This is a genomic window from Rickettsia massiliae MTU5 (assembly GCF_000016625.1).
GTDB lineage: Bacteria > Pseudomonadota > Alphaproteobacteria > Rickettsiales > Rickettsiaceae > Rickettsia > Rickettsia rickettsii.
The window spans coordinates 658,957-673,410 of sequence record NC_009900.1 but is presented as its reverse complement, the minus strand read 5'-3'; the positions used below and the strand labels follow the sequence as shown (position 1 = coordinate 673,410).

The following is a 14,454-nucleotide window of genomic DNA, read 5'->3' as shown; positions in this document are numbered from 1 at the left end:
CAAAAACTTTAATAGACATCTTTCCAAATGCTTATAGAGAGGAATTTAAAGGAGACACGGAAGCACTGGTCACCGCAGCGACTAGTACGTGAAGATACGAGTCTAGGCTCGATGTATAAATTACCTCTAGAAGCGAAGTTTGAGAAAATGTCTAATGCCTACAACCGCTACCGTGAATATGTGGAGGATGGAGTTTTATATGCTTTAGCATCTTTTTAAGTAGTGTATCACGCTTAAGTTTTGATAAATAATCTAAGAAAATTTTGCCGTTTAAATAATCTATTTCATGCTGAATTACAGTTGCTAAAAAGCCTTCTGCTGCTAGTTCTTGCTTATTACCGTTATAATCAAGATATTTTACCTTGATTGCTTTTGATCGTGTAATAGATGCTTCAATGCCTGGAAACGATAAAGAACCCTCAATAAAAGTTTGTTTTTCTTCCGAAAAATAAGTTATGTCCGGATTAATAAAAACTATAGGCGATGATTTATTATTTTCATGTAGGTCAACTACCGCTATACGCTTTAATATTCCTACCATATTAGCACCCAAGCCCACTGCCCTTTCTATATGTAAATTCTGAAGCATTTTATCGACAATAGTACGAATATTATCATCAACAATGTCTATATATTCTGCTTGTTTTTTAAAAATATCGTTTGGTGCATAAACTATTTGATAGTAAGGTTTATCTTGATTCATTAATATACTCCGATAAATGAAGAGTTATTTTGGCATTGCTAAATAAAGATAGATATCGTTATTGCGAGCGAGCATTGTTGCGTAGACCGGTTTTCCCGTCATTGCGAGGAAATTACAAAGTAATTGACGAAGCAATCCAGTAAAAAATTCTAATTTACAGAATTTTTGTAATTATTTTCTAGATTGTGCCACGCAGCCTATGGTTGCTCACAATGATGACTCAGTGCAATGGTGTAGCTTTTTCAAACCATCAATATTTATTTAGCAATGCCATTATTTCATTACGATAGCTGATAATATATTCTGATTATAAGGTTCTTGCAAATGATATGAGCGTCTTTTACTTGGATATTTTAACGGATTTGTGTAAGTATCTTCAGCAATATTTTTTATATCTTTGACGCCTGCTTCTTTAAGTTTTAACTCTACAAAAGCCGGTAAATCAAACATATAATGATTTTCTTTTATAGAGTTTATAAAAAACTGTTTATTGTTAATATCCTTACTTAAGAAAGCTTTATAATATTCATCATCAACTTCATATGAACTTTGAGCTATAGCAGGACCTATCACTGCTATTAAATTCTTTGCTCCTTTTTCTGTTATTTTAGTAACTATATTACTAATAATGTTATTTATACTTCCTTTCCAACCTGCATGTGCCGCTCCGATTATTTTACCGTCGCCGCTTGCAAGTAATACTGGTACACAATCTGCCGATTGTACCGCTAATACTAAATTTTTCTTAGTTGTAATGCTGCCATCTGCTTCAGGTACGGCAATTATGGACTCATCAGCATTAACAATTTGATTACCATGTGCTTGGTTTAAAATTAAAATATCTTGTGCTTTAAAATAAGTAGTAATAGATTTTTTGTTTTCAACTATTTCTGTTTCATTTATAGAGTTATTTTGTTTTATATATCTATGACTAGAATTATTGAATGTTTTATCAAAAATTTTATAATAAACTGATCCGTTTATTAATCCTTCCATGAAAATACCCCATATTAATTATAATAGTTTTATTAATACTTTATCCGGTCGTTTACAAAAAAATAAACAGCTAGAAAAAATAATAGCACAATTTCATCAAGACTATAACCTAATCCCTATTATCGGCGTAGAAATAGAGTTTTATTTAAGTCACAATATTGATATAGCTAAATTTGAAATACTTTCAAGAAAATACTTAGCTAGATTTAAAATTGCTAAAATAAAAAAAGAAAAAGGCAATAACCAATTTGAAATAGATCTTCCCCCTTCTGTAAACTTAATACAATATATAAAAAATATATTAGAGGTTAAAACTATTTTAAAAAAAATGGCACAGCAGTTAAACGGTTATATAGATTTTTCGCCTAAGCCGTTTTTGGATGATTATGGTAATAGTATGCATTTTCATATTAATTTTAATTCCGAGTTCAATGATTATTATATAATTTTAGCAGCACAAGGGCTATGTCACTATATGTTAGACACCCTACTCGCTTTTATGCCTACTACTCTAGATTATTTACGGATAAATAAAAAATTTATGGCGCCTACGCATATATCGTACGGTGGAAATAATAGAAGCGTAGCCGTACGAACTCCAAATGCTTTTCCCAAACGTTTAGAACATCGCTTATCTTCCCCTGAAACCGATCCATATATAGCAATTTTTACTATTTTAAAGTCAATATTGTTGGCTTTAAAATCTCCAAGTTCGCTCCAAACAATAGAAAAAATTTACGGGAATGCTTTCGATCCACAATATAATTTAACTCCATTACCGACATCATCTCAGGAGAGTCTTATGTTATTTAAACTGGATTTTTTTAAATAATTTGTATTTTGTTCACAAAAAAACTAAAAACTAAACAATCATTGTTTTTTACAACTAAAATAAAGATTGATATAAAATATTAAATATAAAACTGCCGAAATTGTTTCAATTAATTATTTTATTTTTGTAACACTAAATACTGATGAAGTGCTTTAAGCTGCACTTCACTTTATATTTTCATAATTTTTCATTAGATAATTAAATTCCGCACCATAGATAAATATCATATTTATAATATAGAAGAATATTAATGTAACTATTATACTACCAAGGGAACCATACATTAGATTTAATTGATTATAGTAGATTATATAAGTTGAAAGCAAATAGCCGCTTATTATCCATAATATCACGGTTAATAAAGCCCCTGGAAATACATCAATAAAATTTAGTTTTACATTAGGTAATATATAATACAAAGACGAGGCACCTAAAAATAATAAAATTAAAATTAAAGAATATCTTATAAAATTTAAAATGATCTTATATTTTTCAATGGTCTCTAATATTATCGGAATTTTTGTAAATAATATTGGAATCACCACTAAAAGAAACATAGTAAAGGTAATCAAGGCACTAATTATAAGAAACTGTATAATACTAAGTAATCTTCTTCTTATATAAGGGGGGGGAGATTTTATTTGATATACACGATTTAAAATAGTCCTTAAACATTCTACAAAAGAAGAAGCAGTCCAAATACTGCCTACTATGGCAAGATTCATTAAACTTTGAGGAGGAGCACTTAGTAATTCTCGTATTCTTTTTGCTATTGATTCCGTTGCTTGTTCCGGAAGACTCTCTAGAAAAATTTGTATAAAATTTTGACCAAGTTCTGAAGCTCCTAGAAAGCTTGTTAAAGCTAATAAGAATACTAGGAAAGGAAAAATAGATAAAAGTATCATGAATGACATATATCCCGAATGTTCAACGCCATCATCTTCTATTGTTCTAAATAAGGCTACGTAAAGACAATTAAAAATTTTTCTCATTATAAAAGCTAAGTTGTTATTAATAATTTTATATTTAATCTTAAATAAGTTCGCTGTAAATAATTAATTTATAATTAAAATGAAACTATACTGTATCCTTGATTTGAAATATCAATATAGAAATAAAATTTTTCCTTGCATTAATTTTATATTTTGCTATAATACACCAAAATTTTATTTTTTTATAAATTGTAATTTATGATTCAGTAAATAAATTTTTAAAACATAAGGTAATTCATATTTTAAAAATAATTTTAAAGTTCTTATGATATTTTTATTTGATAAGAAATAATTTTGCACGATTCTTTAATAATTATTTACCAAGTGATTACAAAAAACTTAAAAAATGTTATTTTATAGTTGCTTATAATATTAATTTATGGTATTGTTTCTACCTACACTTGGATAAGTTTAATGGTATAAAATTATTAATAACCACATGTTTTATAATAATATAGGGTAATATAATATCATTTTTGTTCAAAGAAAATTTTTAAATATAGATATAATTAGTAACCAAGGAGAGGATAATGGGTAGAAAAAACGATATTATACAAAAAATCGATAGTTTTATCGGCAAGAAAATTTATTCTTTAAGACTCGCTAAGGGGTTGTCGCGTCAACAACTTGCTGAAGTAATTGATGTTACGCATCAACAATTACAAAAATACGAAAAAGCAATTAATAGAATTTCTGTAGGAAGGTTAGTACTAATCGCAGAAGCTTTAGATAGGAATATTGATTATTTCTTTGAAGGTTTAGAAGAAGCTAATAAACCGCGGCCCGTACATACTCAACATCAACGTATGTGCATTGAAGTTTCAAGAAATTTTATGAAAATTAATAGCACGGAAGAACAACAAGCCGTTAATAATTTAGTAAAATGTTTAGCTGGAAAAGAAAAACTCAAAACTAATGCATAAAGGCAAGCTGCCATCCTGTTATAAAAAAACTTATTTTTTTATATGTTTTACTAGATTCCTGCTTTTAGAGCTAGGAATAACATTGTTTGCCTTGATAATAATATACAGAATACAAATCTTGATCAGCGTTGTAGAGGGGAAGACTCTCTTTTAATAGGTGTTGATTTATTTACATTTTCCGACTGAATGCTATCTCTTGCATTCATTAATGCTCCCATAATTTTTATATTCTCTTTGATGTTAACTCTATCTCTTTCTACTACCATTTTAGCTTTTTCAATATCCGGCGTATCTTTACTTATAGGTTTTAATTCAGACTTTCCTGATACTACCCTTACATCTTCCGTTTTAACACTAGGGTTTTCAATTGCTTCTGCTTGTTTTTGTGTTTGTTCTTGTAATAACTTATCTATCGTTTGTAAACGTACCTCTTTAGATAAAGTTTTATCATCAATTAAATTAGCTTTAATGAAACTTTGCTGTTCTTCAGTAGAAGATTTAGTACCAAATGCCTTTACCAGCTCATCTACTTTTTTTATTGATTCCTCTTTTTTTTTTTCAAGAGTTTTAAGGTTACCATTTGAAGAAAGCATAGCACGAAAATTATTGACTTTCTCAACTGCAAGCTTAGAGATATTATTTAATATACTAGAAGTTTCGTGTACAATTCTTTCTTCTGCCGACACTACCGGTTCTTTGGGTTTTGCTAATGCTTCTATAACAGGATTAACAGCGTTAATTACTTCTTGAGCTTTGTTATATATATCATCGCGAGGCTTGTGTTCTTCTATATTCTGTCCTTTTAACCCTTCAGTTAAATTTTGAGTTTCTATATCTAAAGTTGCCTCACTCGCTGCATCTTTAACTTTTTTAAGTGCCTCTTTTTCAGAGTCATTAATATTACTATTATCGATCCCACTAGAAACTGCCTTAGTTATTTCAGGACCTCCTTTGCCTTCATAAATACCGTCTACTAATCCTTTAGTCATTAGCTCTCTATCAGGTAAATTGGTCTTACTTTCTACAATACCTTTTTCCGCTGATGCCATAATAAGTGCTTTATTAGGTAAGGATAAAGAGGTATCACTATGAGTAGCTATAGTCTCACCTACCCCTTTAACAATCTCTGCTTTATCTTGAGCTTCAAGCGAGCTTCCTGCAACTGTGTTAGTAATTTCTTGAATTATTTCGCCTTTGACTTCTGCTGTAGCCGGACCATCTAAAACATTAGACGTAATGGCTTGTATGTTTGTTGTTTTTAATTCAGTATTACTTAGAGGATCAAACAAAATATCATTTACTTTTTTTATTGTATCTTTTTTAGTTTGTTCCGCCGTAATCTTATCTAAATTCTGCTGCATCAATTGTTGTTGTGCCGGACTGAGAACTTGGGCTTCTACACCTTTCTTTAATACAGAACCTAATAATTTTTGTTTTTCCGCATTGCTTAATTCAGAGACATTAACCTTATCACCTACTGCTGTTCCTTTATCTTCAGTAGAAAGGTTACTTTTTATCACAGCATCCGTAATACCGTCAATTGCTGCAGCTCTACTTGCATCATCTTTAAGACTTAAACCGACATCTACTGTTTTTTCTAACATCTGCTGTTTTTGCTTCGGCTCAAGATTCTCTGAATTTAAAGCGATAGCTACTGTAGCTTCAAGCATTTTTGATTTTTCTAGGTCTGGGGTATTCTGATCATTTTTTATGGTTTCTAATACTGCATGGACTCCAGCTACTTTTGCGTTCGGTGTGAGGTTTTGATTATTGACCGTATTTTCAGCTAAAGCAATGATATTAGTCTGCTTTTCAGCAATATCACTTTTCTCATTATAAAGAATTGCCGTGGCTGCTTCTTTAATTAAATCAATTTGTTTATTGCTATCAATTTCTTTTGTTAAACCTGCATTTACATAATTTAATAAATCTTGCATGCTGCCTGATAAAGCCGTAGCTGCATTAAGAAGGTTTGGATTCACTTGTTGCGATTGTGGCATTTGTGAAGTTTCAGGTTGCAGTGGTTGGTTAGTAGGAGTAATTGGCGGTACTTGTTGTTTATACTGAGGTGATTCAACCGATGAACTTGCTGTTTGCTGTGGAGTTATTAGTGGTTGTTCCTTACTTTGTCCTTGTCCTATTATAATATCTTCAGCTTGCGATAAATCAACGCTCTGCCCTTGGTTTAGTTCTACCTCTTTCATCATTTCTTTATATTTACCGCGTGTTACCGCAAGTGTATAAATTTCTCCACCATGCTCTATATAAGCTATTGCGTCATCTCCGGTTCCGGCAAATTTTAAAGGTTTTGGTGAGCTTATTTCTTTAAGTTGAGGTTTACCGTTTGGTCCTTCTTCGTAGTGGGCAGTGAAATATATGGCTTTATCTTTGGAGGGCTTTGTGCCATCAGCTTTTAATGCTACCATCGATAAATGCATTGACCCATCGGCTTTATCAAGTTTTATAGGAAAATCTATTTCCCTATATGAGCTGATCTGAACCTGAGTACCGTCTTGTTTACCTACAGTAAAAGGCTTAGTTTTAACAGTTGTTTCATTTAAGGTACAGAGTTCATCACCTGCATCATTTTTAACTACTGTTGCTCTAAGATCGCTTGCACTTACTTGATTTTCCCACTGTACCGGTTTAAATCCACCAGGGTATCCACTAGCGGCACTAAATGTATTATGAACATTTTTATAGCCGGCTATTTCTATTGATTCTAATTTCTTTTTAAGCTCAGGATTTTCTAAAGCCTTATCAATAAATTCTCTATTAGCCGGATTACCGAAAAAAGTACTTAATGTTTTATCTTTTTCTTTTTCTTCTTCTATTTCTTTTCTTTTTTGTTCAGCTAAATCACGGTCTGTAAGGGCTGCTAGGTCTTTTAATATTTGTTCTATTAAATTATCTTTTTGCGGTTGTATAATTGTTTCTCTTATAGCCTTGGTTATTGGGTCTGATGTCTGACTGTCAGGAGAGATATTGCCCGATAAAGCACTAATTGAAGGGGTAGATTGAGCAGAAGATGCAGAAGTAACGATAAAACCATCGTCAGCTTCTAGTTCTGGGGTTGTAGTTTGAGATAACAATTCTTTTTGCTCTTGTTCTAATTTTTGCTTTTGTTCTTCTGTATATTCCTTATTTGCTAAAGGGTCAAATTCACTTGTATCTAGGTTACCGTCTTTACTCATAAAACCTCTCATTTAACCAAAAATTAATTAGCACAAACTGTCAGTGATGCGTAGTCAAGCCGATGTTATTACGTTGATCTTTACCCTCTATGTCATTCCCGCGTAGGCGGGAATCCAGTCACTAAAAAGTCTAAGCACACTAGATTTTTAAATTATTTTAAATTAAAAGCTCGATTTATTTCGCTTTTTTCTGGATTCCCGCCTACGCGGGAATGACATAACATATCCTTTTTCACAGTTTGTGTTATACTGTCAAAGATAGTATATAGAAATTTTAGTAATATCAAGAAAAAACTAATATTATTATTGAGAAAATTTAATAGAATTTTTATATTCTTCATTGAGTGCTTTAGTTGCCCAAAGCCAGGTTAAGCAAGTAATTATAAATATAATCATTAAACAGATGGAAATAGATTGATAACTAGCGGAAGGTAATATTATAAATATCAATGATTGTAAAAATGCACTACCAGATTTACCGAGTTTTGTACCTATCACGTCGGCAGCAGCTTTGCCTTTTATTTTCATTTCCGGATCTAAAGGAACATAGGCCATTTCTTTTGTTGAATCAAATAAGGTATATTTGCTTGATTTACTAAGCACATTTTGAATAGCACCTATTGTTATAGCAATTAAAGCAGGATCGGTTAGAATAAAATTTGCTATTATTAAGCCGGCAAATCTTTCAAAATTATTAACGGCAAAAAATAATATACCGGTAATAAAAACTATTAAAGGCGTGATAACAGCCGCCGTAAACCAGCCAAGTCTTCTAACTATATTTGAACCAAGTACGACAAATAAAATAGTAAATACTCCGGTATAGCGCAAATAACTTCCTATAAAAGCTGCATATTCGGTTGGAGTTTTATAAATTTTAGTAGCTGCTGCTTTCCAAGGACCTTCTACTAAATTAATGGCAATGCCATAGCAGATAAGCAAAGTTGCAATTAATCTAATATGTCTTGACGATAGAAGCATCTGAAAACTTTCGGCAATAGTCATAGATTTTTTCTTTGCTTTAAACCTGAGTAACGCCATATGCTCTTTGTCTAGTACTTTATGATTAAGCAACCAAAAAGTTTTAATAGCTATTATTCCTAAAATTAATACTATAGTTAGTATAATTTGTATAGAAAGTGTATGAAAAGACGATTGCAATGCAAATTTATTAGTTACGTAATCATTAATATTACTTAGATTTTCTAAAAACTGCCCTGCTAAATAAATACCTGTTTGACTAAGTAAACCGAATAACGGATAAAATCTTTTAGATTCTTCCACTGTAGTAATATTATTAACAAACTGCCAAAAAAGTAATGCGAAAACTACGTTTGGCCATAATTCGGCTATTATATAAAATAACGAAAAACCCCATTTTGATAAAAGCAATATAAACCATTTTAAATTAGGTAAACTTGCCGTTAAATTTTGAACGGTTACAGGGCTTAAATGCAGCATTTCATGATTTGGAAAAATAACGTAAGCAAAAAGAGCAAAGAATGTTAAAAATATTGATATAATAAGATAAAATATATTTTCTGCTTTCATCTGATTAACAAGCTTTACATATATAGCAGTCATTAAAAAAGCTGACGGCATCACTCCCCAAAACTTCAAAAACGAGATAGTCTCGGCACCGATCATAGTAGTAACAATACTATCTTTTAAAGCTCTGATTAGATTTTGGATAAATAAAATACAGAACATTAATAAAGTGATGAATAAAAATTTAGAAACTTCATGGCGTTTTATAGGCCAGATATAATCGGTAAGGTTGGAAAAACAGCTATTGATTTTAGAGGAAGAATTTTCTATGTTACTGGGGTTAATCGTCATGATTTGGTCTAACCTATCTTGCTATTGGCTAGAGTTATATATTAAAGATTTTCTAAATTTAAGTCAAGTTAAAATCAAATTAAAATGAGTAATTATTGGTTAAATATTTATAAACCAAGAGGTATAAGTTCTGCTCAACTTGTTAGCATAGTAAAAAAAATACTCGGTAAAACCAAGATAGGACATGCCGGTACTTTAGACGTAGAAGCGGAAGGAATATTACCGCTTGCCGTAGGTGAAGCTACAAAGCTGATACATCTGCTAATTGATGCTAGAAAAACCTATATTTTTACCGTAAAATTTGGAACGCAAACCAATAGCGGCGATTATGCCGGTAAAGTAATAGCAACGAAAGATTGTATCCCTTCTCAAGAAGAAGCTTATACCGTATGTTCTAAATTTATCGGTAACGTAACACAAATACCGCCGGCTTTTTCAGCTCTTAAAGTTAACGGTGTAAGAGCTTATAAATTGGCTAGAGAGGGAAAAACAGTAGAATTAAAGCCACGAAATATAACTATTTATGATCTAAAATGTTTAAATTTTGATGAGAAAAATGCTACCGCTACATACTATACGGAATGCTCAAAAGGTACTTATATAAGGACTTTAGCAGAAGATTTGGCATTATCCTTGCAAAGTTTAGGATTTGTGATAGAATTACGCCGTATTCAGGTTGGCATATTTAAAGAAGAAAATGCTATCCGAATTAAATCGCCTGACGAAATTACTAAAAATTCCCTAGAGGCAAAAAGTATAAAGATAGAAGCAATACTGGACGACATCCTGGTTCTTGATGCAACTGACAGCCAAGCACAGCAAATTAAATATGGACAGAAATGTTTATTTAATTATGAAAAAGACTTTAGACATCTTGTCAAATTTGCTTATAGAGAGGAATTTGAAGGAAACACGGAACGCAGCACCACAACGTACACTTTAGTACATGAGGATTCGAGTACCGGATTGACGTACAAATTACCTCTAGAAGTAGAGTGTGGCAAGATGTCTGTTGATCTTTTATGGGTTCGCTATAAAGGCACTTTGCTTGCAATAGGTAGCTTAAACAAGAGTTGCTTTAATTCTTTACGAGTATTTAATTTAACACAAGACTTCTTTTAAAACTGGAAGTCTATATATTTAAGGAGAAATTATCGATGTCGATTACTACAGAACGTAAACAACAATTAATTAAAGAATATGCTATAACGGAAAATGATACCGGTTCAAGTGCAGTGCAATGTGCTATTTTAACTGAAAGAATCAATAATTTAACCGAGCATTTTAAATCTAACCATAAAGATCATACTTCAAGACGCGGATTATTAATTTTAGTCGGGCGTCGCCGCAGATTACTTAACTATATTAAAAAGAATAATGTTAGCAAATATTTAGATTTAATAAGTAAGCTAGGAATTAGAAAGATTAAGTAGTTGGATGATCGTCATTCATTGCGAGCAGCCGTAGGCTGCGTGGCAATTTCGTCAAATATCCTGAGATTACTTCGTAATTTTCCTCGCAATGACGTGGTAGAATACAATAAAATATAAATTATGAAATGAGATAAATAGATGTTTAACGAAATAACTAAGAGTGTTACATGGAACGGGAAAGTTCTTGAGCTTAGTACAGGTAAAATAGCAAGGCAAGCTGACGGGGCAGTTACGGTAAAAATGGGTAATTCCGTTTTATTATGTACGGTAGTAGTAGCTAACAAAGCAAAAGAGGGTATAGGTTTTTTTCCGTTAACAATTAATTATAGAGAAATGGCATATGCTGCCGGTAAGATACCAGGGGGATTTTTTAAACGTGAGGGAAAAGCATCAGATAGAGAAGTTTTAGTATCTCGTTTAATAGATAGACCGATTAGACCATTGTTTCATCCGGCTTTTGTGAATGAAACGCATGTAACTTGCAGTGTTCTTTCATATGATCCTGAAATTCCGGTAGATATACTTGCAATTATCGGTGCATCGGCTGCACTTAGCCTATCCCCTGCTCCTTATCTAGAAATGGTTGCAGCAAGTAAAGTAGGTTTAATCAATGGTGAATTTGTTTTAAATCCGACACTTGAATTATTAAAAACAAGTCAGCTTGATTTAGTAGTTGCAGGAACATCAGATTCAGTAATGATGGTTGAATCGGAAGCGCATTTACTTTCTGAAGAACAAATGTTAGAAGCCGTAAAATTTGGATTTGAAAGCTTTCAGCCGGTAATAAAGATAATTAAAGAACTAGCAGAAGAAGCTAAAAAACCAAAACTTGAAATGCAAGATTTATATCCTGCTTCATTAAAGAAAGAAATTGAGAAGTTATTTGTAAAAGAAATTGAACAAGCTTTTGCAATTAAATCTAAACAAGAACGTAGCACTAATTTAGATTTAATACCTGAAAAAGTTCTTACACATTTTGTAAGCGACATAGAAAATAAAAAATATAGTAATTATCAAATCGAATCAGCTTTAAAAGCTATTGAATCAGATATATTACGTAACGAGATTTTAGAAAAAAATAGACGTATCGATGGAAGAAGTACCACGGATATAAGACAAATTGCTTGTGAAATAGGTTTACTACCTTCCGCACATGGTTCAGCTTTATTTACTAGAGGTGAAACGCAAAGCTTAGTTAGTACTACATTCGGTACTAGTTTAGATGAGCAGATAGTTGACAGTTTAGAGGGTGAGTATAAAGAGCGTTTTATGCTCAATTATATCTTTCCGCCCTACTCTGTAAATGAAGCAATGCCGATGAAAGTACCTAGTCGTCGTGAAGTCGGACACGGTAAACTCGCATGGCGTGCTATTAATCCAATATTACCTAATAAAGTACAATTTCCTTATTCTATTAGAGTAGTTGCCGAAACTACGGAGTCTAACGGTTCTTCTTCAATGGCAACTGTTTGCGGTAGTTCTCTTGCTTTAATGTATGCCGGCGTACCGATAAAAGCACCGGTTGCGGGTATTGCTATGGGACTTGTTAAGGAAGGCAAAAAATTTGCCGTATTATCGGATATTCTCGGCGATGAAGATTATTTCGGTGATATGGACTTTAAGGTTGCAGGAACTAGCGAAGGGATTACTGCATTACAAATGGATATCAAAATATCCGGAGTAGATTTTAAAATAATGAAAGTAGCTTTAGAGCAAGCACGACTCGGTCGTTTGCATATACTGGAGCAAATGAATAAAGTTATCAGTAAACCAAATAACGAACTAAGTAAAAATGCTCCTTCTACTACTACTATAAAAATAGATAAGGATAAAATTAGAGATATTATAGGACCGGGCGGTAAAGTAATAAAGGAAATTTGTGAAATTAGCGGTGCTAAAATAGATATAAGCGATGACGGTACGGTGTCTATTTATGCTTCAGATAGAGATAAGCTAAAAGTTGCCTTAGATAAAATTAAAGCTATTGCCGTTGAACCTGAAATCGGTGAAATATTTAACGGTACGGTAATGAAAGTCTTAGATTCCGGTGCTTTTATTAATTATTTAGGTAATAAAGACGGCTTTGTTCATATTAGTGAAATTTCAGAAGAAAGAATAGAAACGGTTAGCAGTGTTTTAAAACAAGGTGATATAGTAAAAGTTAAGCTAATAGGCTTTGATAATAAAGGCAAAGCAAAATTAACTATTAAAAATGCCGATAAAGATAAATCTTCAAATAATACAAAGCCAAAAACTAATGCTAAGGACAATTCAGAACCTGAACAGCGACGTGATTCTAGTAAAAAACGAGCTTGGAATGAAGATAATAATGCTGAAACTGCTGAAGTAATTACAGAACGTAAGTATTTTAATTGATATGAAGCTTAATCGTCATTGCGAGGAAATTACGAAGCAATTGACGAAGCAATCTCAGGAGTTTGTTATTATTTCATGAGATTGCCGTGCAGCTTACGGCTGCTGCTTGCAATGACGGTTCGGGTATCCACAAAAATAGTTCATAATACTAATAATTTACTGGATGCCGTGGACAAGCCACGGTATGACAAATGAGTAAAAAAATGACCGACACAAATAATTACCGAATCATCGCAAAGAGGGTTATTTCTAGTGAAGCAAGTGCTTTAGAAAAATTATCCGCAAATATCCCTGAAGACTTTAACAGAATTATAGAATTTTTACTATCTTTCAAAGGACGGATAATTCTAACCGGCATAGGCAAAAGCGGTTATATTGCAAGAAAAATAGCTGCTAGCTTTTCTTCAACCGGTATGCCTGCTTTTTATTTACATCCGGCAGAAGCAAGTCACGGCGATTTAGGTATGGTGACGAGAAATGATCTAGTAATTATGTTATCTAATTCCGGTGAAACTAAAGAACTATTTAATATAATTGAATATTGCAAGAACTCTTCCATAAAAATTGCTGCAATGACAATGAATAAAAATTCTACTTTAGCTAAAAGAAGCGATTTTTTATTAATAGTACCTGAATACCCGGAAGCTTCTGTAATTGGAGCTCCTACTATATCATCTTTAATCATGCTATCACTCGGTGATGCTTTAATGACTGTTATACATGAAAAACGAGGCTTTACTAAAGATGATTTTAAAATTTATCATCCGGGAGGTACAATCGGTGCTAATTTAACAAAAATTAAAAACCTAATGCGTAGCGGTGATGAAATACCTTTAGTATATGAAGATACTTCCTTTGCCGAAACTATAATTATTATGAATAAAAAACGTTTAGGTTGTACGCTTGTAACAGATAAAAACCAAAATTTGATGGGAATTATAACCGATGGGGATTTACGTCGTCATATTAACGATCAAATCCACTTAAAAACAGCATCAAGCATTATGACCAAAAACCCTATTCATATCTCATCGGAAATATTTGCAAAAGAGGCTTTAAATTTAATGAAAGCCAAGAATATCACTAATATACCGATTGTTGATGAGAATAATATTATTATAGGCATTATTCATATTCATGATTTACTATGCATAGGGGTTAGCTAA

11 protein-coding genes and 1 pseudogene are annotated in these 14,454 nt (G+C 32.1%); 6 read left to right on the top strand and 6 right to left on the bottom strand.

Annotation, left to right across the window (positions count from 1 at the left end; genetic code table 11):
• Window positions 1-151 precede the first annotated feature (151 nt).
• From def to pgeF, 3 genes and pseudogenes are all read right to left on the bottom strand, one after another.
• Window positions 152-703 carry a peptide deformylase gene (gene def, locus RMA_RS03610; protein WP_014365795.1) on the bottom strand — a complete coding sequence of 184 codons (552 nt, stop codon included), beginning with the start codon at window positions 701-703 and terminating at the stop codon, window positions 152-154.
• A gap of 88 nt (window positions 704-791) precedes the next feature.
• Window positions 792-874, bottom strand: a pseudogene (locus tag RMA_RS12265) (lytic transglycosylase domain-containing protein); the annotation flags it as partial.
• A gap of 102 nt (window positions 875-976) precedes the next feature.
• On the bottom strand, window positions 977-1,699 hold the full coding sequence (gene pgeF / locus RMA_RS03605) for a peptidoglycan editing factor PgeF (protein ID WP_041404693.1): 723 nt from the start codon (window positions 1,697-1,699) through the stop codon (window positions 977-979).
• On the opposite strand from pgeF, the gene RMA_RS03600 reads away from it, so the two are divergent.
• Window positions 1,698-2,531, top strand: a complete 834-nt coding sequence (locus RMA_RS03600; protein WP_041404692.1) for a glutamine synthetase family protein — start codon at window positions 1,698-1,700, stop codon at window positions 2,529-2,531. The genes pgeF and RMA_RS03600 overlap by 2 nt on opposite strands.
• 164 nt (window positions 2,532-2,695) lie before the next feature.
• On the opposite strand, the gene RMA_RS03595 is transcribed toward RMA_RS03600, so the two are convergent.
• Entirely contained in the window at window positions 2,696-3,523 is an 828-nt protein-coding gene (locus RMA_RS03595) for a YihY/virulence factor BrkB family protein (RefSeq protein ID WP_041404691.1), read from the bottom strand.
• A 530-nt stretch (window positions 3,524-4,053) separates the two neighbouring features.
• Here RMA_RS03595 and RMA_RS03590 point away from each other — a divergent pair.
• On the top strand, window positions 4,054-4,446 hold the full coding sequence (locus RMA_RS03590; protein WP_014365799.1) for a helix-turn-helix domain-containing protein: 393 nt from the start codon (window positions 4,054-4,056) through the stop codon (window positions 4,444-4,446).
• Window positions 4,447-4,568: 122 nt separating this feature from the next.
• Here the strand turns inward: RMA_RS03590 and RMA_RS03585 are convergent, their stop codons facing one another.
• Entirely contained in the window at window positions 4,569-7,640 is a 3,072-nt protein-coding gene (locus RMA_RS03585; RefSeq protein ID WP_081427923.1) for a Sca4 family spreading effector, read from the bottom strand.
• Window positions 7,641-7,943: 303 nt separating this feature from the next.
• On the bottom strand, window positions 7,944-9,479 hold the full coding sequence (gene tlc4 / locus RMA_RS03575) for an NTP/NDP exchange transporter Tlc4 (RefSeq protein ID WP_041404689.1): 1,536 nt from the start codon (window positions 9,477-9,479) through the stop codon (window positions 7,944-7,946).
• 84 nt (window positions 9,480-9,563) lie between these two features.
• Here tlc4 and truB point away from each other — a divergent pair, with 84 nt between their 5' ends.
• The 4 genes from truB to RMA_RS03555 all read left to right on the top strand — a co-directional run bounded on the left by truB (window position 9,564) and on the right by RMA_RS03555 (window position 14,454).
• The gene (gene truB / locus RMA_RS03570; protein ID WP_041404688.1) at window positions 9,564-10,601 is read left to right on the top strand and encodes a tRNA pseudouridine(55) synthase TruB; all 1,038 of its coding nucleotides are present in this window, start codon (window positions 9,564-9,566) and stop codon (window positions 10,599-10,601) included.
• A gap of 35 nt (window positions 10,602-10,636) precedes the next feature.
• Window positions 10,637-10,912 carry a 30S ribosomal protein S15 gene (gene rpsO, locus RMA_RS03565; protein ID WP_004995678.1) on the top strand — a complete coding sequence of 92 codons (276 nt, stop codon included), beginning with the start codon at window positions 10,637-10,639 and terminating at the stop codon, window positions 10,910-10,912.
• A gap of 138 nt (window positions 10,913-11,050) precedes the next feature.
• Window positions 11,051-13,288 (top strand): polyribonucleotide nucleotidyltransferase, encoded by a 2,238-nt coding sequence (pnp, locus tag RMA_RS03560; protein ID WP_012152804.1) that lies wholly within the window; start codon window positions 11,051-11,053, stop codon window positions 13,286-13,288.
• A 203-nt stretch (window positions 13,289-13,491) separates the two neighbouring features.
• Window positions 13,492-14,454 carry an SIS domain-containing protein gene (locus RMA_RS03555; protein ID WP_041404994.1) on the top strand — a complete coding sequence of 321 codons (963 nt, stop codon included), beginning with the start codon at window positions 13,492-13,494 and terminating at the stop codon, window positions 14,452-14,454.

Bases quoted from the DNA above. Each gene is read 5' to 3' on its own strand.
- def (WP_014365795.1), bottom strand. From the start codon at position 703: ATGAATCAAGATAAACCTTACTATCAAATAGTTTATGCACCAAACGAT.
- RMA_RS03600 (WP_041404692.1), top strand. From the start codon at position 1,698: ATGAAAATACCCCATATTAATTATAATAGTTTTATTAATACTTTATCC.
- pgeF (WP_041404693.1), bottom strand. From the start codon at position 1,699: ATGGAAGGATTAATAAACGGATCAGTTTATTATAAAATTTTTGATAAA.
- RMA_RS03595 (WP_041404691.1), bottom strand. From the start codon at position 3,523: ATGAGAAAAATTTTTAATTGTCTTTACGTAGCCTTATTTAGAACAATA.
- RMA_RS03590 (WP_014365799.1), top strand. From the start codon at position 4,054: ATGGGTAGAAAAAACGATATTATACAAAAAATCGATAGTTTTATCGGC.
- RMA_RS03585 (WP_081427923.1), bottom strand. From the start codon at position 7,640: ATGAGTAAAGACGGTAACCTAGATACAAGTGAATTTGACCCTTTAGCA.
- tlc4 (WP_041404689.1), bottom strand. From the start codon at position 9,479: ATGACGATTAACCCCAGTAACATAGAAAATTCTTCCTCTAAAATCAAT.
- truB (WP_041404688.1), top strand. From the start codon at position 9,564: ATGAGTAATTATTGGTTAAATATTTATAAACCAAGAGGTATAAGTTCT.
- rpsO (WP_004995678.1), top strand. From the start codon at position 10,637: ATGTCGATTACTACAGAACGTAAACAACAATTAATTAAAGAATATGCT.
- pnp (WP_012152804.1), top strand. From the start codon at position 11,051: ATGTTTAACGAAATAACTAAGAGTGTTACATGGAACGGGAAAGTTCTT.
- RMA_RS03555 (WP_041404994.1), top strand. From the start codon at position 13,492: ATGACCGACACAAATAATTACCGAATCATCGCAAAGAGGGTTATTTCT.